This is a genomic window from Fusibacter sp. JL298sf-3 (assembly GCF_053842995.1).
The window spans coordinates 1,029,403-1,056,227 of the sequence record NZ_CM132608.1 but is presented as its reverse complement, the minus strand read 5'-3'; the positions used below and the strand labels follow the sequence as shown (position 1 = coordinate 1,056,227).

Sequence of the window (26,825 nt, the reverse complement as noted above, 5' to 3'; positions counted from 1 at the left end):
GCTCTTTCGCGTTTAAAGGAGGGGCAAATGATACAGTTTAGACAGGCGACATTTGAAGACAGACTGCAGGTGGAAGCGTGGATGAAAAAACAAGTAATAGAGGCACCGGACTTAGAGGCAGTGGACGAGGTGTTCCTCGCAGAAGAGCGAGGCAGACTCCTAGGCGCAACACTTTACGCGTACCAAAAGGAGAATCGGTCAGCGGCAGAGGTCAAGTGGCTCTACATTGTGCCCGGCGAGCGCAGGCAGCGTCTGGGAGACGGGATGATTCGAGCGACGCTGAACCAACTGGACAGGGCCGGCGTGACCGAAGTGCATTTTTGCTACAACGAAGCCTTGGTGCCGTTTTACAAGTTCGAAGCATTTGACTTGACAGTTGATGGGAATTGGCGCGTGGAGCTGCCGGCGTTCTTTTTAAGACCGTGCAGAGGGCGATAAAGATTGTTAAACTGTTATCAATTATTTCCTGTCTCGAAATGTATACAGGAATACGAATAGCCAAATATACAAAATGACGGTGAAATTGCATAGTTATTAATTTTAAATGAAAAAATGAAATAAACCTTGCAAAATGATTTTCCTATGCTATCATTAAATAGAGCAAAGGAGGTTTTTGCAATGGCTGAGAATAGAGAAAATTTAACCATTCACATTAACAAGGCATGGTGTAAAGGTTGTGGCATTTGCGTAGCATTTTGTCCTAAAAAAGTATTGGGATTTGACGAGTATGGAAAAGTAGAAATGCTCGACAGAGAAAACTGCATTAAGTGCGGTATGTGCCAAATGCGTTGTCCTGATTTCGCGATATTTTTAGGAGGTAAGGAGTAATGGCTAAGCAAGTGAAATTTCTTCAAGGTAACGAAGCGTGTGTAGAAGGCGCCATCATGGCGGGGATGAAATTCTACTCCGGATACCCGATTACACCTTCGACGGAAATCGCAGAACTGTCTTCCGTTATGCTGCCTAAAGTTGGCGGGAAATTTATTCAAATGGAAGATGAAATCGCCGGTATTGCAGCGGCAATTGGCGCATCTTTAACCGGTTTAAAATCTATGACAGCAACATCGGGACCGGGTTTTTCACTCAAACAGGAAAACATCGGTTACGCAGCATTAACAGAAATTCCCCTCGTTATCGTCAACGTACAACGTGGCGGCCCGAGTACAGGTCTTCCAACAGCACCTGGACAAGGTGACGTTATGCAGGCGATGTGGGGCACACACGGCGATCACCCAGTTATCTGTCTGACGCCGGACTCCGTAAAAGAAACATTTGATTTAACCATCCGCGCATTTAACTTGGCGGAAAAATACAGAACGCCTGTTATTTTATTAACAGATGAAATTACAGGTCACATGAGAGAGAAAATTGAGATTCCAGATCCTTCTGAGGTTGAAGTGTTTACGCGCAAGAAGCCAGAAGCGGGATCGGACTACCTTGCATATAGAGTTGAAGAAGGCGACATCGTACCTAAGATGGCGGACTTCGGCAGCGGTTTCAGATACCACGTGACGGGATTGATGCACGATGAAACGGGCTTCCCGAGCAACAGTACTGAGAACGCTCAAAAGGCGATGGACAGATTGATGCGAAAAGTCGTGGACTACAAAGACGACATCATCGATTTCGAAACGCTTTACATGGACGATGCAGAGTATGCGATTTTAGCATACGGCGGTACTGCGAGAACAGCTAAAGCGACTGTTAAAGCGCTTAGAGCAGAGGGCATCAAGGTCGGTTTATTCAGACCGATTACACTGTGGCCTTTCCCAGAAGAGGCACTGCTCAAGTACACGGACGGTTTAAAAGACATTCTCGTAACAGAGCTTAACTACGGTCAAATTAAGCTGGAAGTAGAGCGCGTTGTGAAAGGTGCATGCGACGTGAGATTCTACGGCAAAGCCAATGGCGAAATCATCACACCGGAAGGCTTGATGGCTAAGTTCAAGGAGGTACTATAATGCAACATCCATTAGTTGATCATTTTTTCAGAACAGAAAAATTGCCGCACATCTGGTGTCCGGGCTGTGGCCACGGCATCGTTATGGCGTCGATTACCAGAGCGATTGAAAAGCTCGGTTTAGATAAAGACAAAGTGTGTATCGTCTCCGGTATCGGTTGTTCCTCTAGAGCACCGGGCTATATGGACTTTAACACATTGCACACGACGCACGGTAGAGCGCTTGCTTTTGCCACAGGCGTCAAGCTCGCCAATCCCGAACTCGAAGTTATCGTTATCGCCGGTGACGGCGACCTTTCGGCAATCGGCGGCAACCACTTGATTCATGCTGCAAGAAGAAACATCGGCATTACGACGATTTGTTTCAACAACAACATCTACGGGATGACAGGCGGACAGTATTCTCCGACGACGCCTACCAATGAAAAAGGGACGACGGCGCCTTACGGCAACATCGACCGCTGTTTCGACATCGCGAAGCTGGCTATGGGTGCAGGCGCGACCTACGCGGCAAAATCTACAGTTTACCACGTTAACCAGTTGGACAAGTACATTGAAAAAGCGGTTAAGCACAAAGGGTTCTCTTTTGTGGAAGCGATTTCAGTCTGCCCGACGTACTACGGCAGAAAAAACAAAAAAGGGTCGGCTGTAGATATGATGACTTGGCTAAAAGACAGCTTTGTCGACCACAAAGTTGCAGAGAAATTGCCGCCTGAAAAGAAAGCGGGCAAGCATTTAATGGGCGAGTTCATCGATGTTCAAGAAGCTGAGTACACGGAACTTTACGAGGGGATTATTGAACGTTTCCAAAAGTAGAACGCAAAGGAGAAAAAGCGATGAACAAGCAATTTGAATTGAGATTATCGGGTTCCGGTGGACAAGGTCTAATCACCGCCGGCATCATTTTAGCAGAAGCGGCTATAAAAGATCAAAAAAACGCTATCCAAACGCAAAGTTACGGACCAGAAGCGCGTGGCGGCGCCAGTAAAGCGGAAGTTATCATCAGCGAGGACGCCATCGACTTCCCGAAAGTAACCATTCCGAACATGTCTTTATCGCTGACACAGGTGGCCAGTGATAAGTACGCACACGACATCGATGAAAACGGCATCTTAATCGTCGACGAGTCCATCGTGTTGTCTGAGGACATCAAAGCGGCAAAGATTATCAGATTGCCAATCCTAAAGACAGCGCGCAATGAAGTCGGCAAAGAGATTGTCGCCAACATCGTAGCGCTTGGCGTAATCGTCGGTGTGAGCAACGTGGTGACGAAAGAAAGCTTAGTAGAAGCGATTTTAAACAGAATTCCAAAGGGAACAGAGGATTTAAACAAACTCGCTTTGGAAAAAGGCTTAGAGTTGATTAACAATCAGTAAAGAATAAAAATAGAGTGGTGGGTGCATGGAAAATACAGATTTACTCGCAAGAATTAAGAGCCAGTACAACATGTTGAGTAAAAGCCATAAGAAAATTGCAGACTACATCTTGGGAAATTACGACAAAGTGGCGTTTATGACGGCGTCGCGCCTCGGGAAAAAAGTCAACATCAGTGAATCCACAGTGGTGCGGTTCGCCTGTGCCATTGGCTACTCGGGGTATCCGGAACTCCAAAGAGAGCTGCAGGACACCATTAAGACGCGTTTGACGACGGTTCAACGTTTTGAACGTTCTAAAGATGCTATTGAACAGGAGCAACTGAAAAAAGTGATGATTGGCGACATTGAAAATATTCGCCACACCATCGAGCAGTTTGATGAGACGCTGATGAACATCTTTGTGGATAAAATCATAGAGGCGCGTAAAGTGTACATCATCGGGCTGAGAAGTTCTTCTGTTCTCGCAAATTACCTCGGGTTCTATCTCAACTACATTTTGCCCAACTTGCACATCATCAAGGAATCAACTCAAAATGTTTACGACCAGTTTCTTCATATGTCAGAAGAGGATGTCCTTATTGCGCTTTCATTTCCGCGTTACTCAAAGCGCACCTATGACTGTGTGGACTATGCCATCAAAAACGACATTACGATTCTCGGCATAACAGACGGTGCCAATTCGCCACTGTATGCCAAAACGCCTTATTGTCTTACCGCCAAGTACACCATGGACACCTTTATCGACTCTTTTGTGGCGCCGATGAGCCTTATCAACGCATTAATCGTCGGCATCAGCAATAAGAAAGAAGGGGTTGAGGACAGCTTGGACAAGCTCGAACACATTTGGGAAGACTACGGCGTTTACGAAATTAAATAAATGGGGGCGGCATCAAAAGCAGACCTTGCTTTTGACGCCACCTCTTTTTTCGTTTTTCGCCCTTGAGGGGCGTGCCTTTAAATGGGAAATCCATATCCTGCAATTGATTCCCCAGACAGAATTGGGTATACTAGAAGGAGTGAGGTTAAGAACATTTAAAGGAGATTAAACAGATGAAAACCATTCAGATAGCTGTCGACGGCCCTGCGGGCTCGGGGAAGAGCACCGTTGCGCGACGTGTCGCAGAAGTTCTGGGGATTGTATACCTAGACACAGGGGCTATGTATAGAGCGCTTACGTGGTACATGTGTCATTTGAAGCTCGACGTTACATCAGAGGCCGATGCGCTGACGGCGCTTAAATCGTTTGAATTGGATATGCGTGCCGATTCCGTGTGGGTAGGTGATGCAGAAGTCACTCAGGCCATTCGGCAATCGGACATCAGCCAAAAGGTGTCTTATGTAGCGGCTTTCTTGCCTGTACGTGAAAAAATGAAGGCGTTACAACGGGCCATCGCCGCAGAACAGTCGGTGATTATGGAAGGGCGTGACATCGGAACCAATGTGTTGCCAAACGCCCCTTTTAAGTTTTTTCTAGTCGCGTCAGTAGCTGAGCGCGCCAAAAGACGTTTTGCCGAACTTTTGGAGAAGGGTGAACAATGCGATTTAGAGTCGATACAGAGTGCCATTGAAAGGCGCGATAAAATCGATAGTGAACGCGAACACGCGCCATTGACACAGGCTGAGAATGCGGTACTGGTCGATACGACGCAAATGACCATCGACCAAGTTGTCGAGCACATCGTCGATGTGGTCAGAGAAGGAGCCGAGCTATGAAAAAGTGGCTTTACACCGTGTGCCGAAAGGGGGCCCACTTTTACTACAGACTCTTTTATAAACTGCGGGTAGAAGGGATGGAACATTTCGACCCCAATGGACATTACTGCATTTGTGCCAACCATATGGACTGGCGCGATCCCATCGTCATCGGCGGCATCATTCCGAAGCCGATGCGCTTTATGGCGAAAAAGGAGTTGTTTCGCTTTAAAATTGTGGCTTGGTTTCTATCGTCTATAGGCGTCTTCCCCGTCGATCGGGAAGCCAACGATTTAAAGGCCATTAAAAACGCGCTGAAAGTATTAAAAGAGGGCGGCAATTTGGCATTGTTTCCAGAGGGAACACGCAACAGCGGCAACGTGCCGCTTCCTGTAAAATCCGGAGTGGTGATGATGGCTCTAAGGACGGAAACGCCGATTTTACCCATATCGATTAGCGGTTCTTTTAAAAAGTTCAAACCACTTTATGTCACCATTCACCCGCCGATGACCCTAGAGGCCTATCGCGGTCAAAAAGTCCCTCAAGAGACGATGGATACATTGGCAAAAGAGTTAATGCTTCAAATTTATGCAAAAAGAAATACAGAGTCACTAGACAAACCTAAAGAAATATGATACAATAACGAGGTTTACTATGAGAATATTAATTGCTGAGTACTCGGGCTACTGTTACGGTGTCAAAAGAGCGACTCAGATTCTTGACGAAATCGTGGCGACATCTGCTGAGAAGGTGTACACCCTCGGTCCTATTATCCACAACGCGCAAGTCACAGAATTTTATGCCGAAAAAGGTGTGAAAATCATTGATAAAATTCCCGATTTACCCGATAATAGTAATGAAGACACTTGTGTTGTGGTGCGGTCGCACGGTGCGCCAAAAGACGTGTACGATGCGGCGGCAAGTCGGGGGATTCTTTTAAAAGATGCCACGTGTCCCTATGTGAAAAAAATCCACAAAACGGTCTCAGAATATGCCTCAAAAGGGTACCGTATCGTCATAGTAGGCGATGCAGAACACCCGGAGGTCATCGGCATCAACGGCTGGTGCGACAATCGTGCTACAGTTGTCGCAGACATCGACGTCATTGCGTCCATAGAAGACAAAACACAGCCGGTCTGCGTTGTAGCGCAGACGACTTTTAACCTTGAAAAGTGGCAGGCCATTGAAACGGTTTTCCAAGAGTCTTTTCAAAACGTCGTGATACACAACACCATTTGCCTGGCGACAGAGCAGCGCCAAAACGCTTGCCGAACACTCGCTGAAAAAGTCGATTTGATGATTGTCATCGGCGGTAAGCACAGTTCCAATACGACGAAGCTGGTTAAAATTTGTAGTGAGAAAGTAAGAACCATCCATATTGAAACTAAGGACGACCTCAAGGGTTCAGAATGGCAAGACGCATCTACAATCGGGATTGCCGCCGGTGCATCAACACCGGACTGGATAATTCAATCTGTTGTCCTTAAAATAGAAAATGAAGGCGAGGTATTTTTTTGATGGAAAATCATAGTTCAATGGCTGAAATGATGGAGCAAATCGAGGAGTCACTAAAAATTCCAAGAAAGGGCTCGGTTGTTAAAGGCAGCATTATTCAAGTTAACGAAGATGTTATCATCGTAAACATTGGTTATAAATCTGATGGTGTGATTCCTAAAAATGAAGTGAGCAAAGAAGCAGATTTAGATTTAAGAGACAAATTCAAAGCGGGCGAAGAAATTGACGTTTTCGTCGTAAGCCATGACAACGGTGAAGGCAATATCTTATTGTCGCTTAGAAAAGTAAACTTAGACAAGCACTGGAGCGAGCTCGAAGTGTTAAACGAAAAAGACGAAGCAATCGACGTAACAGTAACAGATTCTGTTAACGGCGGCTTAATTGCATTCTACAAAGAGATCAGAGGTTTCATCCCTGCGTCTCAATTGTCTGACCGTTTCGTTAAAAACCTTAAACCGTATGTCGGTCAAACACTTAAAGTTAAAATCATTGAGATCAACAAGCAAAAGAGAAGAGCAGTGTTCTCTCATAAAGAGTTTGCTATCTTAGAAAAGCAAGCGCAAAGAGAAGCGTTCTGGAAGAGCATCGAAATCGGAAAAGTCGTAGAAGGTGAAGTGAAGCGCATTACAAACTTCGGTGCGTTCGTTGACATCGGCGGCATGGACGGTCTTGTACACGTTACTGAAATGAGCTGGGGTAGAATCAAACCTGCTTCTGAGTTCGTTAAAGTCGGCGACAAAATCGACGTGAAGATTATCGACCTCAACAAAGAAGAAAATAAGGTTTCTTTAAGTATCAAGCAATTGACAGAAGAGCCTTGGTCTAGATTTGAAGAGAAGTACGATACAGAAGCTGTTTACACTGGTAAAGTGGTGAACTTAACAGACTTCGGTGCGTTTGTTGAACTCGAGCCGGGTATCGAAGGTCTCGTTCACGTTTCACACATTGCAAGAGAGCATGTTGAAAAGCCGACAGACGTCTTAAAAGTTAACCAAATGGTAGAAGTTAAAATTCTTGAGTACGCTATCGATGAAAAGAAAGTAAAGCTTTCTATGAAAGAAGTCAACCAAGAAGAAGATGCAGAGTAATCCTGTCGATTCATCGACTAAAGGCTGTTGACATTGTCAACAGCCTTATTTCGTATCCATATGAAATTAGAGTAAAGTTTCACGATAAAATGCTTAAATCGTCAAAATACGGATATAAATGTGATGGTTGTTAAATTGCTTAGACGCGGTACATCAAGTGGTACCGGCGACTGAATATAAGTATGGGGGATGCGTTTATGGAAGGTTATGAAAAATTTAAAGAACAGATATTGAAGAAGACAAAGTTGGACTTATCGCTGTACAAAGAAAGACAAATGAAGCGCAGAATTGAGTCGCTGATTACGCGTCACGGCCTGACGAGTTTCGAAGCCTACTATAAAAAACTGGATACGGACAAAGTGATTTTTGACGAGTTCGTCAACTACTTGACCATTAACGTATCGGAATTTTACCGAAATCCCGGCCAATGGGAGACGTTGCGTCAAGAGGTTTTCCCAGAAATCCTAAAGCGCAACAAGCGGCCTAAAATTTGGTCTGCGGCGTGTTCAACCGGTGAAGAACCTTATTCACTGGTGATGTGTCTCAGCGAGTTTTTGCCTCTAAAGGACATTAAAATTCTCGCGGTGGACTTCGATGAAGAAGCGCTTAGAAAAGCACAAATCGGCATGTACAATGAAAAAAGTGTCAAGAATGTGCCGAAAGCGTATGTGGACAAGTTCTTTGAGCAAGTTGGGAAGGGCTACCGCATAAAGGATGAAGTTAAAAAATGCGTCGAGTTCAAGAAGATGAATTTGCTGAGAGATACCTATCCAAAAGGTTACGATATGATTGTGTGTCGAAATGTCATGATTTACTTTACTGAAGAAGCCAAGGACGAAATGTATAAGAACTTCTACAGTGCGTTGGTGCCCGGTGGTTATTTCTTCGTGGGCAGTACAGAACAAATCATACAGCCTCAGCGTTACAACTTCGAGTCCAACAAAACGTTTTTCTATTACAAAGCGTAACCCGTAGTCCATGGGGTTCTATAAATGACAAAAAACGCCGTACGGCGTTTTTTTGATGGTTTTGTTCTTAATCTTTGGTCTAACAAGACCTATTCAAAGAGTTCTACGAGTGTGTCGACCAGTTCGCCCACGTATTGAACGGCATCGCGTATCGGCTCAGGCGTACTCATGTCGATGCCCGCTTTCTTTAGGAGTTCGTGTGGTGGTAACGCACCGCCTGTTTTAAGTGTCTCCAACCATTTTTCAACAGCAGGGGCACCTTCTTTGAAAATCTTTTTAGCAACGGCAGTGGCAGCGCTGAGTCCGGCAGAATACGTGTAAGGGTAGAGCCCCATGTAGTAGTGCGGTTGGCGCATCCAAGTGAGCCCTGCATCGTCGTCGATGACGACGGCATCGCCCCAGAACGTTCTGAGCACGTCGAGCTTAGTCGCTGTGAGAAGAGCGGCAGTAAGCGGCTTCCCTGCTTCAGCAAATTCGTAAACGCGACGTTGGTACTCCGCTTCGAGCAAATGGGTGACAAAGTTGTGGTAATAGGTGCCCATAAGCTGTAAAATAACCCAGCGCTTCATGCGCGGCGTGTCGTCTTTTGCCATCAAGTGCTCGGCGAGGAGCATTTCGTTCATTGTCGACGGCGCTTCCACGAAGTAAGTCGACGGTCTGAGGTCGAAAATGTTCTGCGCATTCATGGCGAGCTGGAAGTGACCGGCGTGACCCAACTCGTGCGCCAAAGTAAACGCCGATCGCATATTGGCGTCGTAGCTGATTAAGATGTACGGGTGTACGCCATATGGAGACGAACAGAACGCACCGGTGGACTTGCCCACATTGTCGCAGTAATCGATCCAGCGGTCGCTAAAAGCGCGCTTGATAATCGCTTGGTAGTCGGGCCCTAAAATCGCGAGGGCGTCGGTGATGACAGTCTCTATTTCCTCATAGGTCGCTGGAGGCGCAAAATCTGCGTCTAGAGGCGCTTTTAAGTCGCAGAAGCGCATTTCATCAAGACCGAGCTGTTCGCGCTTCAGACAGGCGTATTTTCGCATATGAGGGGCGAGTTCCGTATAGATGAGTTCAATTTGCTTGCGATACATGTCGTAAGGGATTTTTTGGTCGTGCAAGAGCATGTGAAAAACGCTTTCGTGACCGCGTGCGCGGCTCAGTGCCACTTGCTTGCCCACTTCTGCTGCATAGACGGCGGCATACGTGTTGCTGTATTGCTTCAGCGTCTTGCTGAACGCCTCGTATGCGTTGCGTCTCAAAACGGTATTTGTCGAGAACTCATACTTGTTCTCAAAGAGGGCAAAAGAGTTCGGAAGCGTGTGTCCCTCTCCGTCCTGAACGCTGTCAAAAGTCATATCGGCAGATTTGCTGACGCCGTAGATGCGATAAGGCGCACTTAGGAAACCGGCCAGGGACGCCAGCACTTTCTCTGTTTCAGGGGACAACTGGTACTTCTTATCGGCCATGAGGTCGTCGAGAAAGCACTTGTAAGGTGCCAGGCCCGGTTCAGAGGACAGCAATTGGGCGTACTCGGACTCAGAGAGCTTCTGTATTTCAGAATTGAAAAAAGACAGATTGGCAGAGACGGTGGACATAGCGCTTGAGAACTGCATGCTCCTGCTCTGGTTCTCGGGATTGGTGCCGTCTTCTGATTGTTTCAAACTCGTGTAGGTACCGAGTTTCGTAATTTTTTCATAGAGTGTAGCGTAGCGTTCAATAGCTTCTAGAAGCGTTTTACCGCTTTCGCAAAGTCGACCTTCGTACGTTAAAAACGCCTCGACTTCGCGCAAGGTGGCGTCGAGTGTTTGCTGCCATTGATCTTCCGAGGTGAAGAGATCGGCAAGGTTCCAAGTTTGCTGAGCAGGCACTTCGTTTCGTTTCAGTCTTTCTTTCACGGGAATCTCCTTTCAACATCGGGGCGCTTATTATTTCGAGCCCCTTAATATTCTTATTTTAACATATCGATTGAAAAAATCAAATAGTCTGATAAAATCGAAAGAAAGCGTCTATTTGAAAGGAGGCGACAACAGATGACGATGTGGCTTTTATTTGGCGTCATTGTGATGATGCTCATAGGATTTGCCCTCGGTCCGGTACGTTATGACATCATTGCGCTCAGCGGTTTGATTTTCTTGACTTTGCTTGGCGTCGTGCCTACCGAAGAAGCTTTTCAAGGGTTTAGTCACCCGGCAGTTGTTTCCGTTGTGGCGATTTTAATCGTCAGCCAGGGGCTTATTAAGGCGGGGACGATAGGGAAACTCGTGGCCGTATTCGACGGCACAGGTGGTCGCATGGGCTACAAGATTGCCGGTCTCATGGTGTTGACAGCTGTTCTGTCCAGCATTATGAACAACGTAGGCGCTTTGGCCCTCGTGATGCCTATTGCGCTACAAATCGCAAAAAACGACGATATTTCACCGTCTTACCTCTTAATGCCCGTGGCATTTGCCTCGTTGCTCGGCGGTTTAATTACCGAAATCGGCACGCCGCCAAACTTAATCATTTCGATGATACGCGCTGAAGAAACCGGCGCGCCGTTTCAGTTTTTCAGTTTCTCTAAAGTGGGGGTTACAGTAACCGTTTTTGGCATTGCCTTTGTGTCGCTTTACGGTTGGCGCTTAATTCCCAGACGAGAGAAGCCCGATGATACTGTTGACGCGTTTAGCATCGAAGGGTATTTGATTGAAATGGTGGTGTCTCAAGAGAGCAAAATAGCCGGCAAGGCACTAAAGGCTTTTAAAACTACTTTTGGCCTCGATCTCAACATCCTGCGGATTACGCGCCAGACGCGGAACATTATTGCGCCGTTGGGCAGTGAACGCCTTGAAGTCGGCGACGTCCTATTGGTCAAAGCCGATCACGGCGAAATCACGCGCTGTATTCAAAAGACGCGGCTTAAAATCAAAGGCTCTGAGTTCAGTAAAAAGGACTCTGGTAAAATGCTCAACAGCGACGACTACGCTTTGATAGAAGTTGTGGTGAAGGATGATTCGGTTTTAATCCATAGGACGGCGGAGACGCTTTCTATGCGCCAAAACTACGGTGTTAACCTCGTGGCTGTATCGAGGAAAGGACATGCCTCTGTTAAGCGGCTGAAGCAATTCCGATTTAAGGCAGGCGACGTTTTACTAATTCAAGTCAAGCGACCTGCTATACGCGAAGTATTGACAAAATTGCGTTGTTTGCCCTTGGCAAACCGAGGGGTGGAAGAGAACAGCCTGTTTATCAAACGCAAGAGTTGGCTGGCGGGCTTGCTTTTTGCCGCGTCGGTGGTGTGCATCAGCACAGGGCTTCTACCGGTAGAAATCGCTTTTTCAGCAGCGGCCATTGGGATGGTATTTTTTCAGATTTTGACGTTAAAAGAATTTTACGACGCTATAGAATGGCCGGTCATCATGTTGCTCGGTGCAATGATTCCCATTGGCAAGGCCCTAGAGAATACAGGGGGGGCCGATTTGATTGCACAGCTGCTTTTCACGTTGGAGTCGAACCGCTCCCCGATTTTGATGATTGCCGTGTTGATGGCATTGACCATGGGGCTGACCAATCTGATTAACAACGCCGCTGCAGCGGTGATTATGGCGCCTATTGCCATACGCCTTGCTCACCAAATGGGCATATCGGTAGATCCCATGCTCATGGCCGTTGCCGTGGCTTCATCATGTGCTTTTTTAACGCCGATAGGTCATCAGTCCAACACGTTGATTATGGGACCTGGTGGCTATAAATTTGGAGATTATTGGCGAATGGGGTTGCCGCTTTCTTTGATAATCCTAATGATAGGAACGTTATCAATTTATTGGTTCTTCCAAATGTAGCCCTGCACAATTGATGAAGTAAATTTATGAAAATTATTTTAAAAGAAGTTGCATTTTTATGTAAAATAGAATAAAGTGGAGTAGGGAGATATTTTTTATTTTCTTAATGGGTAAAGAAATTGCATATTTGTACCAGTGCATACAATAACACAATATAATGGGGATGTGGCATCTATATAGGCATCGATATTGTAAGAGTTTTTTAAATGTGATTTCTTTAAGTAAGGACAGATGTCTCTTATTCAGGAAATGTGTTTTAGGGTTAAAATTGTATTTGACCAATCATATGTATCCAAATTTGAATAGTATACGAGGATAGTCTCTTTAATTGAGACTATTTTGCGTATGCATATCTCAATGGTGCATTTATTTCCTGATAAAAATATGAAATATGGTGGGGGACATGCATAAACATTTTTTAAGTGGCGTATCTCCTGGTGCGATCATTGCGCAAGATGTATATGGCAACGACGGCGTCCTTTTGCTTAAGAAAGGCAGTGCGTATCGAACGCAATATACAACGCGCTTCAAGGAAGCGGGAGTAACTGAAGTATACATTGAAGATGACGGAACTATGGCACAAGAATCGATTGAAGAGATAACGAAGTCCTTAAATTTAAAAGACATCATACACGATAGAACGAGATCGCATGCACACGCACAGATTAAGAAGATGATGGTTCGGTTTAAATCACTTGGCCACACAGATATACGAAAGATTACAGCTATTGTCGAAGAGATTTTAGATCAACTGCTTGACAGAAAAGATTTTGTGTTCTCGTTGTCACAGCTCAGGTCTGTGGATGATTACACGTACCACCATTCCGTAAACGTCGGGGTCTTGTCCCTGATTATCGGTATTGAACTCGAGCTTACTAATGAAGCGCTTTTAAATTTGGGAATGGGCGCCATATTGCACGACATCGGCAAAGTAATGATACCAGATGAGATCCTGAACAAACCTTCCAAACTGACGCCGGAAGAATATGCGGAAGTAAAAAAGCATACGCTGTACGGGTATCAAATTTTAATCGACGCCGGTTTTCCTGAGGAAAGTGCGCAGATTGCACTTTACCATCATGAAAAATACGACGGCAGTGGGTACACATACGGACTCGACCGTACGAAGATTCCGCTCTTCGCTCGCATTGTCGCCGTTGCGGATGTGTACGACGCCATGTCCAACGACCGCGTCTATCAAAAGCGCTCTGCACCCGACAAAGTGTACCGTGAAATTACACATCTCGGTGACAAACACTTTGACAAAGACATTATGGAGAGCTTTGCTAAGCACATTTGTATTTACCCGACGGGTACAGGTGTTATTCTCAATACGGGACATCGTGGGATTGTTCTTCACCAGAACAAACTGTATCCCGAAAGCCCTGTGATTAGAGTGTTTACACCTGAGAGCAAGCACTATACGAAATTGTATTTTGATGTGGATTTATCTGAAAATTTAACGTATCGTATTATAGATTCCTACTGAAGCCGCGCAGAATGTGTGGCTTTAGTTCGTTTTAGGCATGTGTTGCAGTTTGAAGACCTTTCTCGGGAGGCTCGACGGTGAAGTAAATTGAGTTGGACACAACAGAGGTGCATATGACAGACATGAGTACGAGTAGAGGAGGCGCTAGATGATGGTATGGTATTTGGTGAGGCATGGTCAAACGCAGTGGAACGCGGAAAAGCGGATTCAAGGCAGTTTTGACTCACCTCTGACAGAGGCGGGGGTTCGCGCGGCGATGGCGCTGGGCAGACAAGTAGAAGCCTCGGTTTTTGACGCCATCTACGTGTCGCCGAGTATGCGCGCAGTGAAGACGCTAGAGTTGGTGTTGGATACGGAGGCCCTAGAAATAGCTGTGCGCGACCCGAGAATTGCCGAAATTAAACTCGGGAACTGGCAGGGTAAATGCGTCGACGAAATCGCCCAAATGGAGCCGGTACTGTTCGACGCGTATTACAACAACCCGAGGGCTTTTCAAAAAGAGGGCGCTGAAACATACGAGGCGTTGTTTGAACGGGTTGCCGCGTTTATTGAGTCTGTTGAGGCTCAGTACGCCGACGCCGAAACGCCTAAGCAGGTTTTTGTGATGACCCATGGCGTAACGTTGATGATGATGGAGATTTACTTTCAGAATCAAACCGTCGACGCGGTTGCCTCTATGACAGTGGCGCCAAATGTCACCCCAGTGGTGTATCGAAAAGTCGGCAAAGGGCATTATGTTAAAATTTAAACCCGTATCTGAAAATCGCTTTATTTTTCAAAATAAAAGCAGTCAATTGAATGTTTTAATTTATGTACGAAAGCCAGAGACATTGGTATAATAACAGTGACTAAAACTTAGCAAAAAAGGTGGAGGTAAACATGAAGGCTTTATCGGTAAAAAATCAGGCCATCGCCGAGTCGATGACACTTGCCATTACAGCAAAGGCAAAGCAAATGAAAGCAGACGGCGTGAACGTCGTGAGCTTCGGCGCAGGAGAACCTGACTTCAACACCCCTGAATATATTCGCAGCGCTGCTATTGCGCGCATTGAAAAAGGCGGCAACGGCTACACGGCGGCTTCCGGACTTCCGGAGCTTAAAAAAGCTATCTGCAACAAGCTTAAAAGAGACAACGGACTCACTTATGAACCGTCTCAAATTGTCGTTTCAAACGGTGCAAAGCACTCTCTTGCCAACACATTACAGGCGATTTGCAACCCGGGAGACGAGGTTATTATTCCGTCACCATATTGGGTAAGCTATTACGAATTGACCAAACTTGCCGATGCGACGCCTGTTTTGGTAACGGCATCACCAGAGGACAAGTTCAAGGTATCGGCAGATAAAATCGAAGCGGCAGTTACAGACAAGACCAAGGCGATTTTACTCAACAGCCCGAACAACCCTACCGGTGCGGTTTATACCAAAGAGGAACTTCAGGCAATCGGAGATGTCGCCGTGAAACACGACCTCTATATTATTTCTGATGAAATTTATGAAAAACTCGTCTACGGCGTAGAACACGTGAGCATCGCAAGTCTTTCAGAGGCGCTTTACGAAAGAACGATTGTGGTCAACGGCCTCAGCAAGGCATATGCAATGACGGGATGGCGCATTGGCTACACCGCCTGCTCTAAAGAAATTACCAAAATTATGAGCAATGTTCAATCGCATGCCACATCAAATCCGAACACGATTGCACAGTATGCCAGCGTCGAAGCTCTAAATGGCAATCAGGCGCCAATTGAAGAGATGCGCAAGGCCTTTGATGAGCGTAGACAATACATGGTGAAGACGATTAAGGGCATCGACGGCATTTCTTGTGTAGAACCTGAAGGGGCTTTCTACGTCATGATCGATGTTTCAAATTACTTCGGCAAGACAGTCGGCGGCGAGGCGATAGAAGGCTCTATAGATTTTGCAACGGCTCTTTTAGAGGAAATGAAAGTGGCGGTTATTCCGGGAATCGCTTTCGGCGTCGACAGATTTATCCGCCTCTCTTATGCGACGAGCATGGCCAATATTGAAGAAGGCTTAAAGCGCATTGCCGATTTTTGCGCAAAGTACAAATAGAATGGGAAAAGGACAAGGATAAAAGGACAAGGATAAAACCTCTGGGCTGTGTGCCCAGAGGTTTTTCTTATAATTCTTTTGGGGACGGTTCTTTTGTGCCGGAATTCACTAAAATTTTACATTTTAAAATTCTTTAACAATTGGCGTTAAGGGGTTGTGGCGATGTAGGCTATATGGCAAAACGCCGCTTCCTTTGATGCTACTAAACCGCTCATTTGGGGGGCTATCATGTAGGAAAACTGAAATAGCAACACTTTGGCGGTGATGAGAACAGTCGATGGCACAAAAGAACCGTCCCCAAAAAAAACATTAAAGCATTTGTCTACCTGAAAACAAACAAGTTAAAATTGTGTTGACATTTAAAATAAACAAGAATATAATTTGTTTATAGAAAGCGAGGCGTTTATGAATTACAAACTGGATGACTTAACGGTCGAGGAACTGACGAAGGGGTATGTTGAGTTGGAATCTGGCGATTACCAATGTACGGTCTGCGGCGCGCAGTTCGATAGGCTTGAAATTTTTCAGATTGAAGGTCGGTTTTACACGGCGGAAAAACAAGTGGCGCACCATGTGGAATCTGTGCATGGCGGTGCAATAACTGTTTTGCTCGAAGCAGATAAAAAATACGCTGTTGTAACAGAAAGACAGAAGACTATACTTGTGCGAATGGCAAGCGGACAGTCTGACAAGCAAATTGCATCGGACTTGCAGCTCGCACCTTCCACTGTGCGTCAAACGCGTTTTGCAATGAAGGCAAAAGCTAGACAAGCTAAAATGGTGCTGGCATTAAACGCGCTCATTTTTGACAATGAGAGCAAAGGCGACGCGCTGGTGCCGGTGCATGCTCATGCGACTATGGTCGATGACCGATACGCTTTGACGGTGGATGAAGAGCGTGAAATACTTGAAAAGTTTTTCATATCCATTGAGCCGTTAAAGCTCAAGACTTTTTCGTCAAAGGAAAAAAAGAAATTGGTTATTTTAAGAAAAATTACATCTATTTTAGAAAAAAACAGAACATACACAGAGTCAGAACTCAACGCGATTCTCGAGACCATTTACTCAGACTATGTGACCATTCGGCGCTATCTGATAGAATACGGCTTTTTGGATCGCGTCGACGACGGCTCCGCGTATTGGCTAAAAGAATAGGAGGGTAGTGATGTTGACTCAAGAAGAACGCAAAATTGTCGATCGTTTTCTCGATGATGAAGGCCGCGTTAAACTGTGGCCAAGCAAGCGCTCTAAGCAGAATCTTATCTACAAGTATCTTACAGAAGCGTTTGATTCAAAACCGTCGTATACAGAATTTGAAGTCAATTGTGCGCTTATGAAAGCGCATACATTTGGCGACCATTTTTTGCTGCGGCGTGGGCTTATAGATGAAGGGTACCTAAAAAGAGAAAAGGACGGTTCGGTGTATTACCGTTGTCGGAAGAGTTAAACAGGCGGTCGCCTGTTTTTCTTAGAAAGTGCGTCGATTTTTGAAGTTTTATAAAACTGTGAGCCTAGTCATATCATGACTTTGTGACAAGTATCTTAGCTTTAGCTTCTACAATTACGTCGACAATCAACGATGCACCAATAAAAATATAGTGAACAACGTCATCTGGAAAAAGCATACATTTTGACTTCATACATTCTATATACTGTGATTGCGTGGTTTTGTAAAAGTTCCATGCGGCATTTGGGTCGTTAATCCACAAATCTTCTCGAAAACTTTCTTTTGTAACTTGATAGCAAAGAAAGGCATCAAACCTTATAACAAAAGAAATCATTTCACTTGTTAGCTTGCTTTCGACTATGTCTGGATTAAAAAAAACGACCAGTTCACCATTTTCGATTTTAACCGTGTCAACGTTATAATTAACGCTGATATTTGAAAGGGATGCCACTTTTCAAAGTTACCCAGTTCCATAAGGTCCTCCTAATAATTTGTTTAAATCGACTGTAGTCTTACTCACTTTTCACGTGGTTCGCAAATCTGATCACAGTTTTCAGATAAATTATAGAGAGAAATGCGCAAACACAGGCTAAAATGCCAATTATTAAAGAGCCTATAGCAAACGCATTTGTTGATTATCATAGTACTCTTTTGAAATTGCTATTGCAATAATCCCAAAGAAAAATAGCATGAGTGGAAACTTTTATCCTGTATCGTTCACAATTAAAAAAACTGCTTATCTACTATGCATCATTGTGGCGTTGAAATCTCAACGAGACAGTACACTATCTTAAATGCCATATAAGCTTGAAATTGAGAAAATAATGACAAGTAGTAGACATGCCGATTTAAATATTCTCAAAATTACGTTCTTTCTAAAAGCAGAGTAAAATCCACATTATTTTTGTCCAAGGTGTCGTGGTGTACAAAAGAATTTTAGTTTACAAGCCTTTAAGCAATCGTCTGCCTCTCACCTTACTATCTCTTGCGGTTAATTCAGCAATTGAAACGAGGGAAGTCCCTCTACACTAATAACATGTCATCGTTTAAGTTAACCAGCTCTCAAGCGGTTTAAAGCCAAGCTGGACAGCGTCACTTAAAAAAAGTCTATTCGACGACACGAGCACACTAAGGCGGTACCTACTGGCGCACATCAATACGCGCCAATAGGTACCGCCTTTTGTATTTTGAATGAACATTTCATGAACTTTTTTCCATATGGACGCTCGACACTTTCAAAAGCATGAAAATTTGATATAATAGAAAAGATTTAAACGAGGAGGAACATGAAATGTCAAAAAGAGAACCTATTAATATCGAATCTGTCCAAGATATTTTAAATAAAAACGATGAGATCATGGCTAGAGTAAAGGATATGAACGATCAACACTTCACAGAAACAGGCAGAAGACGCCGCGTGTCTACTCATACCTACGGTTGTCAGATGAACGTTGTGAGATGTAAAAGATAAATAAGTTTGACTTCTTTAAATTATGATTTTGTCTAGTAATGAATGCTAATAAATGTTAGAATGAGTTATGTTGTTAATATTCTATAAATTGGCTGTTAATTTTTTTTAGAGAGGTTGAGGATACGTGGAACTGACAGAGTATAAGCAGTATATCTTGGATACAATTAAAAATAACTATTCAAAAGACATGAAAATTTATATAAAAAATCGATTTATAAAAAGCGGTGATGCATACATAAAACCAACTCCAGATCAGATTATGATGAAGCCAGTCACTGAGGGACGGATAGAAATACCTTGTGGAGAGCCTTATTTTCAGATTCAAAAAATAATTGAAGAATCAGATTCTGCAATAAAGACATATGAGCTTTGGGAATATGAGAAAGATTATAGTTACTCTACATTTTTAGAAGTGAATAACTTTGCTGAGCTAATACACAAGATAAATAACTCTAGAAAAGTTAAAAGATTTGATGACATTAAATCTGAAGCTGCATTTGCTTCTCAATCAGGAGAGCAGCCGATTTTGTATGAAAAAGATGATCGTTTATTTTTAAAGTACCCAAAGCTGTATGTTGGGTATACTGGAGAGGGACATAAAGAGTTTTTTAAACTACCGATAATAGTTGTATTTCATAAAAATCTCGAATTAATTGAGATTCGATTCGACAGTGTGAGAGGTAGCTTAAAAAATCCAAGATTTAGTTCTAAGTATTATTTAGATCTCATTAAGCAAACCTTAGAGAAGATGAAGTACATGTTTGGAGCCCAAATGACAGCAGTAGACATGCAGTTTATGACATTAAAAGCAAAGGACGATTCTTGCAAGGAAATCGGGTTAGTGTCTCAGTATATGATGTTATGTAGTGGTGGAAGTGCACAACTAGATGTAGGTAAAAATGAAGAACGTGTTCTTCCTTTTATTGATGAACTCAAGTTGTTTTTATCAGAGCATGATGATGAGTTTAATACCGTGCCAAAATTAAAACAAGCCTTTGAAGAGTTTATATATGAGAAAGAGGAAATGTCTGATTATCCTTGGATTCAGTTGAGTTGGAGCGATGATAATGCTAAAAGATGCATGCAAACAAAGTTTACGTTCAATTATCTAGGATACAGTTTTTGTTTGATTAAACACCTAAAGAATAATGATTTGATAGGGATGGAGAGGATGAATCGTGTTGCAAAGTACGTTAGTGAAAATAGAAACGATTGCAAATCGACACATAGCTAATAAAAGTGAATTAGAGAAAATTACGTTATTCTTTTCGAGGTATAAAAAAGGACAATGGATTTACCCTGGAGCTCTCAAACGTAAGTTTGATGTTACGATTACTGAGGTCTATAATTTACTATTAGATATGGAAGCAGAGGGGCTAGTTAAAATCTACTATGAACTTATGTGCATGAGCTGTCATAAGTCGACAGGAGAAACTGTTGAGGTGTTTAACCAAATTCCAGAAACGATTTATTGTGAAAATTGTGAACAAGAAGTATCTGGAGTAGAAAATGCTGTGATGATTTTTAGGGTAGTTGATATATGAGTAATACATATGAGGAGGTTTCAGCAGCCATAGAGGTACTGACGAAGGCAAATAAGAAGCTTTCACATCGCGAGCTATGCAAGTTTTCAGATCATCAGATGAACAAGTATAAAGAGCTTCTTGGGGAGTTAAAGAGTGTAAATTCATCTAGTGCTACTAACGAGGAAAAAGGCGCTGCACTAGAAGAATTATCGAGTTACCTATTAAAAGTTTCAGGTAACTTATTTGATTCCCATAAGAATATTCGCACTTCAACTAATGAAATAGATCATATATTTAACCTAACCCCAGTAGGGAAAGCGCTCTCAGAGGTGGGAGTTGTCGATAAACGCTTTGAGCAGTTTATTGGTGAATCTAAAAATTACAACAAAAAAGTAAATGTAACTTACTTGGGGAAATTTTGTTCTCTATTAATAACTAATAACATAAAACTCGGTATTCTATTCTCTTATCATGGCGTTTCAGGAAAAGGGTGGTATAGCGGAGCTGGGTTGATTAAGAAATTTTATTTGCATAAAGAAAATCCAGATGAGAGATATGTAATAATCGATTTTGGAATTAAAGAGTTTGAGATGATTGCGAACGAATCATCGAACTTTTTAGAAATAGTTGAAAATAAAATAAATGCGCTAAGATTGGACACTTGCTTCAGAAAGTTTTTAAAATCACATCCAGCAGAGAACAAATAATAGTCATGAGATGCAAAATTCTCATGACTATTTCTTTTATTTTTTGTAGATAAAGCGATGGAGCATTCCATTTGAAAACTCGATAGATTCGATAGTTTTATCCTCTCTAACGGTAATTTTCTTAACAACATACTGCATAAAGTCTTGCAGGAGTGTTTTGTCAACGACTTTCACCATCTCGTTATAGTCAATTTCTTCGTCTAGCAAATTGTTAGCTAGAAGGTATTGTGATGCCTTTTTTACAAATCCTATATCGTGGCCAGGAATGTTACGAGCATATTCCATTGCTCTTTTTTTTATTTTTGAGTTTATTGTTTCAATCTTTTTATCGAGATCACGCTTTTTGATTAGATAATCTTTTTCAGACAGTCCATTGTCATCAAAAAGGTAAAGGTCGTCGAGGCGTTTGAAAGCACGTTCGAACTTTTTCTTTTCGGCTTCTAAAGCATCGAGCTCAGAGCTAATATTACTAGGTTTTTTTGTATCAGTGTTGTAGAAGAGAATATCTCCTGTATTTTTAAGCAAGATGTCGAAAGTAGTTTTAAGGTCGCTAGGAATGATCCCGGCAACAGAGCAAAAGACTTCTCCAGTCAATAGTATTTTTTCGATGTCATTTTCTACAGCATTGATGCCACGTGCCTTTACATATTCATTTGCTTTAACAAGGTTGGCGATGTAATTCATTACAAAAGGGCCTATCTTCACTTCAGAAACAGCTCCTTTGCAAGTCCTGTAATTTTTTTTGCTGTGTACGTTGTTATAGCAACGATAAAAAGAAGGCCGATAGCCATCAGACCGTTTTCTATCTACAGAAGCGATATAGTTTTTATGACACTTTTCACAATGGAAAAGACCTTTAAATATATGTGTATGGTTACCCCGCGTTCTATCGCCCCCTCTTGCTTTATGATTGGCATCTAGCTGAGCGTTTGCTTTACTGTATACAGACTTTGAGATTATAGCAGGGTGATTGTCTTCTACGACAACCCAGTCCTTTTCAGGGCGAATTTTGCCATGTGGTGAATATCTATAGTTATATCGATAAGTACCAATATAAAAAGGGTTTCTTAAAATGTCTGAAATAGTTTTAGATGTCCACGTCTTACCGCGTTTCGTTTTAATGTGATTTTCTTCTAGCCTGTGTTTGACTTCACTTGTAGACTTTGTGTCAAGATAAGCATCAAATATAAATCGAACAGCTTTAGCTTCATCTTCATCAATGACTGGGAACTTGTTGTCGTCGACAAACTTGTAACCTAAGGGGACTGGCGCACCATTCCATAGTCCTTTTTCGGCACGAGATAGCATGATAGAATAGACTCTTTCAGCTGTGAGCTTTCTTTCAAGTTCTGCAAAAACCAAAATAATTTTTAGCATTGCTTCCCCCATAGCAGAGCTGGTGTCAAACTGCTCATTTTTTGAAATGAAAGTAATGCCACATTCTTTTAAATCGTCATACATCTGTGTGAAGTCTTTAAGATTTCTGGATATTCTATCTATTTTCCAAACGACAAGGTGGGTGAACTCACCGGAATGTATCCGACTCATCATTTCTTGGTACTTAGGTCGATCCGTATTTTTAGCGGAGTACCCTGCATCTTCAAATATCTCATATTCATTGATACCTAATGCGTATCTTGCATAGTTTGAAAGTTCTTGACGCTGAAATGGCAAGGAATCTTTATCAATTTGATGCAAGGTGCTTACACGTACATAGAGCGCAGCTTTTTTCATGGAGAACCGCCTTAATATTAGTGATTGATATAGGGGGAGGAGATTTATAGTCCTAAGCCAGTCTGATTCATACGCAGTGATGGCTAGAATTTTTCAATAAATAGAATATCATTTGTGATTTCTTTTTTTATAGCAATCGTATGGTAACAAGTTTTTCTAAATTTCTTCTTGTTACTGTCGCAGACATCGATTAGCAAAAGATAACGATCTCTAAAATCGTGTATATCGTTACAAACAATTTTCCTCTTCCCCTCGTCATAAAATACAACAAAGATGTTTTGCTTTTTTGCAATGGTGATTAAAGCAAAGTCAATGAGTCCCTGGTACAAGTATAGCAAATAAGTTATTACGATGAACATTATTACACCCAATATAATTCGCCCATCTATCAAGTTGAAGATTAAGAATTTATTAGCTTGAATTAAATCGAGGTAAGCAGAAATAAATATAGTTGAAAACAAGGTTGTGACATATATTGAAGCGCCGAATCTGAAACGATTGCGAGTTGATTTGGTTATTTTATCGGCGGGTTTAAATGAGATGTATGTACTGTGAATAATGAGTAATCCCAGTGATATGATTCTTAGTATTATCCCATTCTTTGTAAACTCTTCATATGAGTCCGTAGAAGGAATAAATATGAGTATGGTAACAGAGAAGATAATTATAACTATAAAAGTTCCGATAATGTTTATAAAAGGTGTTTTAACGGATAAGTCACGTGAATAAAGGGGAAAAAGTGAAACATGCCGATCACGAGATGGTTTTAAAATCTTTTTCCAAATTACTCCTAAAAAAGGTGCCAACGAAACTAGAATTGTAATGATGTCTGCTTTAGCCATAGTTTTTGTCCATTCCTTTGCAATTGTTTAGTCTTGAAAATAATAAATTATGTTTGTTAGTTGTGATTGTTTAACTTCTCCCCACAGTGTGGGCACACGCTGCGGCCCGTTTCTTTTTTTGAGACGGACTCAATAAAGCCGGAACTTATGATGCCTGTTGGCAAGGCAACAAGACCGATGCCTAAGATTGCTATAATACTGGCAAACACTTTTCCGACAGCGGTGATAGGGTAAATGTCCCCGTAGCCAACAGTGGTCAGAGTAGCAATAGACCACCAAAACGAGGCAACGATATTGGGAAAAGCTTCAGGCTGCACACGACTTTCAGCATAGTACATAACCGTTGATGAAAGCAGGATCATAAATCCCATGATGAAAATCGTAGCAGCGAGCTCTTCCTTTTTATCAATGACCACTCGTATTATGTGGTTGAATGCTTTTGTGTATCGATTTAACTTGAAAATCCGTAATAGTCTTGACAACCTTAGCAGACGCAAAAATCTAAGATCTATAGGAATCAGCATAGGCAAATAGAAGGGTAAGATTGCAAATAAGTCTATTAGAGACATGGGTTTAAGTATGTATGAGGCAACACACTTAAAATTGAGCCTCTTGACCTTCAGATAAAGATTAGATGTCCATAGTCTTAGTAGGTATTCGATAGAGAAAACCAAAACTGAAAACACTTCGAAGCTCCTAAAATAAACATAGTAGTCTCTGTACAAGTCATTGAAAGACTCGAGGACGATGGCAATTGAGTTCAGCACGATTAAAATTAGAATAAACCAGTCAAATGCTTTGCTTAGACCGTCGTTTTTACTGGCTTTCTCCAGTATCTCAAACGTACGTTGTTTAAAGTTTTGGTAAGTTGTCATAGTGAATCTCCTTACGAAGTGATTGCGTGTTAACACTGAGCAGGCTTGACGGGGTTAATATATTGCGTCCATGTATGTCCCTTCAACGTTCATCATACTCTCCATTCATCCTTAATTGTCTAATACGCTTGATCCATCAGATAGAAAGCACCATCTTCATAGTAATATGCAAATTTAAGGCTTCTGTCGTTGTATTCATCTGTCCAAAATACCGCGACCTCTGAAGCTAAATCAGTTTCAAGAGCAATTTTGGCAGCCATATCGTCAGAGTACATTCTGAGTAGCTCGATGCCAGTGCTCTTGGTGTTTGGCGTCGTAAAGTTCACGTAAATAAGGGCAATGTAGGTGTCGCCTTCTTCATCGCCATAATTTTTGTTTATAACCACTTCGTCAAGTTCCATGCCTATGTAATCGTCAGAGTCTAAAATCTTATCGACAATTGATTTTAGAGAGTCGCTCGGAGTGGTTTCAACAACAGGTGTTTCCGTGACGTCGGTATTATCTTCAACACTAGGCGTTTCCGAGGCGTCTGTAGTGTCATCAACGATTGGTGTATCAGATTGCACAGTTGTGTCAACTTCAGCTGTTTGAACCGGTGGTTCATTTTCTGATTGAGCTTGATCACTGGTGCTATCAATTGGTTCAAGCATAGCAAAGAAACCAATGAAAAATAGTAGAAAAGATACAGCAAAGCCTACAAGAGGTGTTTTCAAAGGCTTTTTAATCACCGCAAAAACAATAAGCAGAATGATAAAAACTAGAACGCCTAAACCACCAAGTAAAAATAACAAAACATCCATTCTAGGACCTCCCATCTAAAAGTTTTATTCAATTTTCTTCATAACGCCAAACGGTTCAAAATACAGAATATAGTCCTCAGTTTCATAGAGCACGCCGTATTTCGACTTAAAGTGCTCTATGGCCTCCTGCAAGAACTCTTCAGTAATGCCGAGGTACTCTGCAAGCTCATATCTGTTTTTGACGCCGGCGTTAAAAGCCTTGTAAAGCAAATCGAGCGTAATGAGCCGGTTATAGGCCCACTCCCTAGCCCGAATTTCTTGCTTGGCATTACTCACATCGCGTACATCGAGAATATCGCCGTAAGTCGTGTAGTAATGCCCAAGCTCTTCGGTTAGCACGCACAGTTTTTCACAACTGGTAAGCGTTTCACTTATGCCAATCTTGTTGCCCTTGCAAAGTCCTTTTGCGTTTGATTTGAACTTTTTTTCAATGACAGTTATGCCTTCAGATTCGGCCAGATGTAAAAATCTCTCGTACATTATATCACCTACAATTCTTCAAGATCTTCTCTCATGCGTTTTAATTCTTCGTCGTCTAGCTCAGCATCGTTGTGTGCAGCGACTGTAGTAGACTCATCTTTAACAATTGACAAATGGTCTGATTCTTTATGATCATGGCGCTGAATAATGGATTTAAAATGAGTAATCAACATTTTTCGGGTACTTGAATCGAGTTCAAGGTACCCTTTTATAATGTCAATTTCCAGTTCTGTGGCACCTTTTGCTTTTGCGTACTCATCAAGTGAAATGGCATTGGTTTCGACAAACATATTGCCTTTTCCATATCTAAGCCAATCAAGGCTGACGTTATATTCAGAGCAAATAAGCTTCGCCATTGTGTCAGTCACCTTATAAGTGCCGAGTTCCATTTTACTTACTGCTGTTTTTGTTACTCCTAGTTGTTCACCAAATTTTTCTTGGCTAAGCTTGTAGTATTTTCGGACACGCTTAATCCGTTCATTCAAAAAAATCACCTCCTCAGTAAGATATTAACAAACAACGTAGCGTAAGTCAACAATTGAATGTTGACAAAGTAGATTTAAGGCACTATAATGTGTACATAAGCTACTTTTGCTCAAGGAGGTGAGAATCGATGGATTCAATATTAAGAAAGAATGAAGTGCCCGAAGTCGACGAGATGTTAGAACTTGTAAACAGTTTGTCCGACGACGAAAAGCAAGCATTAAACTACATGATTCAAGGTATTCGACTTGCTAAAAAACTAGAGCGTGAGTCTGTTACAAGTTAATTAGAGGGGAGTAGAGCGTGGAAAATTTAAGAGAACTCATGGAACGTAATCAAGAGAACTACCGCAAAGCAGTGAGCACGACTTATGTCAAATTGGCAGATGTAAGACGGCAGGTTCGCGTATTAAAAGGATGTGTGCTCGCAAGTATATTTGTGAGCGCGCTTCTCTCGATTTTGGTTTTACTGGATTAGAAGGGAG

Annotated in this window: 30 protein-coding genes; 23 read left to right on the top strand and 7 right to left on the bottom strand. The window is 42.5% G+C overall.

Annotated features, from left to right (window positions below; translation table 11 throughout):
- The first annotated feature begins 27 nt into the window (after positions 1-27).
- From ACR6HW_RS05190 to ACR6HW_RS05140, 11 genes are all read left to right on the top strand, one after another.
- Positions 28-438 carry a GNAT family N-acetyltransferase gene (locus ACR6HW_RS05190; protein ID WP_455730102.1) on the top strand — a complete coding sequence of 137 codons (411 nt, stop codon included), beginning with the start codon at positions 28-30 and terminating at the stop codon, positions 436-438.
- A gap of 180 nt (positions 439-618) precedes the next feature.
- The gene (locus tag ACR6HW_RS05185; RefSeq protein ID WP_455730101.1) at positions 619-828 is read left to right on the top strand and encodes a 4Fe-4S dicluster domain-containing protein; all 210 of its coding nucleotides are present in this window, start codon (positions 619-621) and stop codon (positions 826-828) included.
- Positions 828-1,961 carry a 2-oxoacid:acceptor oxidoreductase subunit alpha gene (locus ACR6HW_RS05180; protein WP_455730100.1) on the top strand — a complete coding sequence of 378 codons (1,134 nt, stop codon included), beginning with the start codon at positions 828-830 and terminating at the stop codon, positions 1,959-1,961. Before ACR6HW_RS05185 ends, ACR6HW_RS05180 begins: the two co-directional genes overlap by 1 nt.
- On the top strand, positions 1,961-2,776 hold the full coding sequence (locus ACR6HW_RS05175) for a 2-oxoacid:ferredoxin oxidoreductase subunit beta (RefSeq protein ID WP_455730099.1): 816 nt from the start codon (positions 1,961-1,963) through the stop codon (positions 2,774-2,776). Before ACR6HW_RS05180 ends, ACR6HW_RS05175 begins: the two co-directional genes overlap by 1 nt.
- Before the next feature lie 20 nt (positions 2,777-2,796).
- Positions 2,797-3,336, top strand: coding sequence for a 2-oxoacid:acceptor oxidoreductase family protein (locus ACR6HW_RS05170; protein ID WP_455730098.1), 540 nt, complete (start codon positions 2,797-2,799; stop codon positions 3,334-3,336).
- Between the two features lie 25 nt (positions 3,337-3,361).
- Positions 3,362-4,213, top strand: coding sequence for a MurR/RpiR family transcriptional regulator (locus ACR6HW_RS05165; RefSeq protein WP_455730097.1), 852 nt, complete (start codon positions 3,362-3,364; stop codon positions 4,211-4,213).
- A gap of 173 nt (positions 4,214-4,386) precedes the next feature.
- A complete protein-coding gene (gene cmk, locus ACR6HW_RS05160) occupies positions 4,387-5,049 on the top strand; it encodes a (d)CMP kinase (RefSeq protein WP_455730096.1) in 663 nt (220 codons plus the stop codon).
- A complete protein-coding gene (locus tag ACR6HW_RS05155; protein ID WP_455730095.1) occupies positions 5,046-5,663 on the top strand; it encodes a lysophospholipid acyltransferase family protein in 618 nt (205 codons plus the stop codon). The genes cmk and ACR6HW_RS05155 overlap by 4 nt, the downstream gene beginning before the upstream one ends.
- A gap of 19 nt (positions 5,664-5,682) precedes the next feature.
- Positions 5,683-6,546, top strand: coding sequence for a 4-hydroxy-3-methylbut-2-enyl diphosphate reductase (gene ispH / locus ACR6HW_RS05150; protein ID WP_455730094.1), 864 nt, complete (start codon positions 5,683-5,685; stop codon positions 6,544-6,546).
- The gene (rpsA, locus tag ACR6HW_RS05145; protein WP_455730093.1) at positions 6,546-7,631 is read left to right on the top strand and encodes a 30S ribosomal protein S1; all 1,086 of its coding nucleotides are present in this window, start codon (positions 6,546-6,548) and stop codon (positions 7,629-7,631) included. The genes ispH and rpsA overlap by 1 nt, the downstream gene beginning before the upstream one ends.
- 197 nt (positions 7,632-7,828) lie before the next feature.
- The gene (locus ACR6HW_RS05140) at positions 7,829-8,599 is read left to right on the top strand and encodes a CheR family methyltransferase (protein WP_455730092.1); all 771 of its coding nucleotides are present in this window, start codon (positions 7,829-7,831) and stop codon (positions 8,597-8,599) included.
- A gap of 89 nt (positions 8,600-8,688) precedes the next feature.
- On the opposite strand, the gene pepF is transcribed toward ACR6HW_RS05140, so the two are convergent.
- Positions 8,689-10,491 (bottom strand): oligoendopeptidase F, encoded by a 1,803-nt coding sequence (gene pepF, locus ACR6HW_RS05135; RefSeq protein WP_455730091.1) that lies wholly within the window; start codon positions 10,489-10,491, stop codon positions 8,689-8,691.
- Between the two features lie 135 nt (positions 10,492-10,626).
- Between pepF and ACR6HW_RS05130 the strand changes: the two genes are divergently transcribed.
- The 10 genes from ACR6HW_RS05130 (at position 10,627) to ACR6HW_RS05085 (ending at position 21,127) form a co-directional block, all read left to right on the top strand.
- Positions 10,627-12,414 carry an SLC13 family permease gene (locus ACR6HW_RS05130; RefSeq protein ID WP_455730090.1) on the top strand — a complete coding sequence of 596 codons (1,788 nt, stop codon included), beginning with the start codon at positions 10,627-10,629 and terminating at the stop codon, positions 12,412-12,414.
- A 403-nt stretch (positions 12,415-12,817) separates the two neighbouring features.
- Complete coding sequence (locus tag ACR6HW_RS05125) at positions 12,818-13,903, top strand: HD-GYP domain-containing protein (RefSeq protein ID WP_455730089.1); 1,086 nt, start codon at positions 12,818-12,820, stop codon at positions 13,901-13,903.
- 148 nt (positions 13,904-14,051) lie between these two features.
- Positions 14,052-14,651, top strand: coding sequence for a histidine phosphatase family protein (locus tag ACR6HW_RS05120; protein ID WP_455730088.1), 600 nt, complete (start codon positions 14,052-14,054; stop codon positions 14,649-14,651).
- A 131-nt stretch (positions 14,652-14,782) separates the two neighbouring features.
- Positions 14,783-15,976, top strand: coding sequence for a pyridoxal phosphate-dependent aminotransferase (locus ACR6HW_RS05115; RefSeq protein WP_455730087.1), 1,194 nt, complete (start codon positions 14,783-14,785; stop codon positions 15,974-15,976).
- Positions 15,977-16,381: 405 nt separating this feature from the next.
- Positions 16,382-17,131 carry a DUF2087 domain-containing protein gene (locus tag ACR6HW_RS05110; protein WP_455730086.1) on the top strand — a complete coding sequence of 250 codons (750 nt, stop codon included), beginning with the start codon at positions 16,382-16,384 and terminating at the stop codon, positions 17,129-17,131.
- Positions 17,132-17,141: 10 nt separating this feature from the next.
- Entirely contained in the window at positions 17,142-17,423 is a 282-nt protein-coding gene (locus ACR6HW_RS05105) for a DUF2087 domain-containing protein (protein WP_455730085.1), read from the top strand.
- A gap of 1,291 nt (positions 17,424-18,714) precedes the next feature.
- Complete coding sequence (locus tag ACR6HW_RS05100; RefSeq protein ID WP_455730084.1) at positions 18,715-18,894, top strand: hypothetical protein; 180 nt, start codon at positions 18,715-18,717, stop codon at positions 18,892-18,894.
- 154 nt (positions 18,895-19,048) lie between these two features.
- On the top strand, positions 19,049-20,128 hold the full coding sequence (locus tag ACR6HW_RS05095; protein ID WP_455730083.1) for a hypothetical protein: 1,080 nt from the start codon (positions 19,049-19,051) through the stop codon (positions 20,126-20,128).
- A complete protein-coding gene (locus ACR6HW_RS05090; protein ID WP_455730082.1) occupies positions 20,091-20,438 on the top strand; it encodes a hypothetical protein in 348 nt (115 codons plus the stop codon). The genes ACR6HW_RS05095 and ACR6HW_RS05090 overlap by 38 nt, the downstream gene beginning before the upstream one ends.
- On the top strand, positions 20,435-21,127 hold the full coding sequence (locus ACR6HW_RS05085) for an acetylglutamate semialdehyde dehydrogenase (protein WP_455730081.1): 693 nt from the start codon (positions 20,435-20,437) through the stop codon (positions 21,125-21,127). The genes ACR6HW_RS05090 and ACR6HW_RS05085 overlap by 4 nt, the downstream gene beginning before the upstream one ends.
- Before the next feature lie 36 nt (positions 21,128-21,163).
- Here ACR6HW_RS05085 and ACR6HW_RS05080 read toward each other — a convergent pair whose 3' ends face one another.
- The 6 genes from ACR6HW_RS05080 to ACR6HW_RS05055 form a co-directional block, all read right to left on the bottom strand.
- Positions 21,164-22,861, bottom strand: a complete 1,698-nt coding sequence (locus ACR6HW_RS05080; RefSeq protein ID WP_455730080.1) for a recombinase family protein — start codon at positions 22,859-22,861, stop codon at positions 21,164-21,166.
- Positions 22,862-22,944: 83 nt separating this feature from the next.
- The gene (locus ACR6HW_RS05075) at positions 22,945-23,703 is read right to left on the bottom strand and encodes a hypothetical protein (protein ID WP_455730079.1); all 759 of its coding nucleotides are present in this window, start codon (positions 23,701-23,703) and stop codon (positions 22,945-22,947) included.
- A gap of 56 nt (positions 23,704-23,759) precedes the next feature.
- Entirely contained in the window at positions 23,760-24,578 is an 819-nt protein-coding gene (locus ACR6HW_RS05070; protein WP_455730078.1) for an ion transporter, read from the bottom strand.
- Positions 24,579-24,697: 119 nt separating this feature from the next.
- Complete coding sequence (locus ACR6HW_RS05065; RefSeq protein WP_455730077.1) at positions 24,698-25,378, bottom strand: hypothetical protein; 681 nt, start codon at positions 25,376-25,378, stop codon at positions 24,698-24,700.
- A 24-nt stretch (positions 25,379-25,402) separates the two neighbouring features.
- The gene (locus tag ACR6HW_RS05060; protein WP_455730076.1) at positions 25,403-25,858 is read right to left on the bottom strand and encodes an ImmA/IrrE family metallo-endopeptidase; all 456 of its coding nucleotides are present in this window, start codon (positions 25,856-25,858) and stop codon (positions 25,403-25,405) included.
- Between the two features lie 8 nt (positions 25,859-25,866).
- Positions 25,867-26,343: a helix-turn-helix transcriptional regulator gene (locus tag ACR6HW_RS05055; protein WP_455730075.1), complete on the bottom strand. Its 477-nt coding sequence runs from the start codon at positions 26,341-26,343 to the stop codon at positions 25,867-25,869.
- A 128-nt stretch (positions 26,344-26,471) separates the two neighbouring features.
- Between ACR6HW_RS05055 and ACR6HW_RS05050 the strand changes: the two genes are divergently transcribed.
- Together ACR6HW_RS05050 and ACR6HW_RS05045 are read left to right on the top strand one after the other, a co-directional pair.
- Positions 26,472-26,627 carry a hypothetical protein gene (locus ACR6HW_RS05050; protein WP_455730074.1) on the top strand — a complete coding sequence of 52 codons (156 nt, stop codon included), beginning with the start codon at positions 26,472-26,474 and terminating at the stop codon, positions 26,625-26,627.
- Between the two features lie 17 nt (positions 26,628-26,644).
- Positions 26,645-26,818: a hypothetical protein gene (locus ACR6HW_RS05045; RefSeq protein ID WP_455730073.1), complete on the top strand. Its 174-nt coding sequence runs from the start codon at positions 26,645-26,647 to the stop codon at positions 26,816-26,818.
- The last annotated feature ends 7 nt before the right edge of the window (positions 26,819-26,825 follow it).

What these genes read in the sequence shown, in the direction of transcription:
- ACR6HW_RS05190 (WP_455730102.1), top strand. Translation starts at nt 28, where the DNA reads ATGATACAGTTTAGACAGGCGACATTTGAAGACAGACTGCAGGTGGAA.
- ACR6HW_RS05140 (WP_455730092.1), top strand. Translation starts at nt 7,829, where the DNA reads ATGGAAGGTTATGAAAAATTTAAAGAACAGATATTGAAGAAGACAAAG.
- ACR6HW_RS05075 (WP_455730079.1), bottom strand. Translation starts at nt 23,703, where the DNA reads ATGGCTAAAGCAGACATCATTACAATTCTAGTTTCGTTGGCACCTTTT.
- ACR6HW_RS05060 (WP_455730076.1), bottom strand. Translation starts at nt 25,858, where the DNA reads ATGTACGAGAGATTTTTACATCTGGCCGAATCTGAAGGCATAACTGTC.
- ACR6HW_RS05105 (WP_455730085.1), top strand. Translation starts at nt 17,142, where the DNA reads ATGTTGACTCAAGAAGAACGCAAAATTGTCGATCGTTTTCTCGATGAT.
- ACR6HW_RS05180 (WP_455730100.1), top strand. Translation starts at nt 828, where the DNA reads ATGGCTAAGCAAGTGAAATTTCTTCAAGGTAACGAAGCGTGTGTAGAA.
- ACR6HW_RS05125 (WP_455730089.1), top strand. Translation starts at nt 12,818, where the DNA reads ATGCATAAACATTTTTTAAGTGGCGTATCTCCTGGTGCGATCATTGCG.
- ACR6HW_RS05110 (WP_455730086.1), top strand. Translation starts at nt 16,382, where the DNA reads ATGAATTACAAACTGGATGACTTAACGGTCGAGGAACTGACGAAGGGG.
- ACR6HW_RS05130 (WP_455730090.1), top strand. Translation starts at nt 10,627, where the DNA reads ATGACGATGTGGCTTTTATTTGGCGTCATTGTGATGATGCTCATAGGA.
- ACR6HW_RS05065 (WP_455730077.1), bottom strand. Translation starts at nt 25,378, where the DNA reads ATGGATGTTTTGTTATTTTTACTTGGTGGTTTAGGCGTTCTAGTTTTT.
- rpsA (WP_455730093.1), top strand. Translation starts at nt 6,546, where the DNA reads ATGGAAAATCATAGTTCAATGGCTGAAATGATGGAGCAAATCGAGGAG.
- ACR6HW_RS05185 (WP_455730101.1), top strand. Translation starts at nt 619, where the DNA reads ATGGCTGAGAATAGAGAAAATTTAACCATTCACATTAACAAGGCATGG.
- ACR6HW_RS05175 (WP_455730099.1), top strand. Translation starts at nt 1,961, where the DNA reads ATGCAACATCCATTAGTTGATCATTTTTTCAGAACAGAAAAATTGCCG.
- ACR6HW_RS05085 (WP_455730081.1), top strand. Translation starts at nt 20,435, where the DNA reads ATGAGTAATACATATGAGGAGGTTTCAGCAGCCATAGAGGTACTGACG.
- ACR6HW_RS05115 (WP_455730087.1), top strand. Translation starts at nt 14,783, where the DNA reads ATGAAGGCTTTATCGGTAAAAAATCAGGCCATCGCCGAGTCGATGACA.
- cmk (WP_455730096.1), top strand. Translation starts at nt 4,387, where the DNA reads ATGAAAACCATTCAGATAGCTGTCGACGGCCCTGCGGGCTCGGGGAAG.
- ACR6HW_RS05070 (WP_455730078.1), bottom strand. Translation starts at nt 24,578, where the DNA reads ATGACAACTTACCAAAACTTTAAACAACGTACGTTTGAGATACTGGAG.
- ACR6HW_RS05050 (WP_455730074.1), top strand. Translation starts at nt 26,472, where the DNA reads ATGGATTCAATATTAAGAAAGAATGAAGTGCCCGAAGTCGACGAGATG.
- ACR6HW_RS05080 (WP_455730080.1), bottom strand. Translation starts at nt 22,861, where the DNA reads ATGAAAAAAGCTGCGCTCTATGTACGTGTAAGCACCTTGCATCAAATT.
- ispH (WP_455730094.1), top strand. Translation starts at nt 5,683, where the DNA reads ATGAGAATATTAATTGCTGAGTACTCGGGCTACTGTTACGGTGTCAAA.
- ACR6HW_RS05120 (WP_455730088.1), top strand. Translation starts at nt 14,052, where the DNA reads ATGATGGTATGGTATTTGGTGAGGCATGGTCAAACGCAGTGGAACGCG.
- ACR6HW_RS05170 (WP_455730098.1), top strand. Translation starts at nt 2,797, where the DNA reads ATGAACAAGCAATTTGAATTGAGATTATCGGGTTCCGGTGGACAAGGT.
- ACR6HW_RS05155 (WP_455730095.1), top strand. Translation starts at nt 5,046, where the DNA reads ATGAAAAAGTGGCTTTACACCGTGTGCCGAAAGGGGGCCCACTTTTAC.
- ACR6HW_RS05100 (WP_455730084.1), top strand. Translation starts at nt 18,715, where the DNA reads ATGTCAAAAAGAGAACCTATTAATATCGAATCTGTCCAAGATATTTTA.
- ACR6HW_RS05165 (WP_455730097.1), top strand. Translation starts at nt 3,362, where the DNA reads ATGGAAAATACAGATTTACTCGCAAGAATTAAGAGCCAGTACAACATG.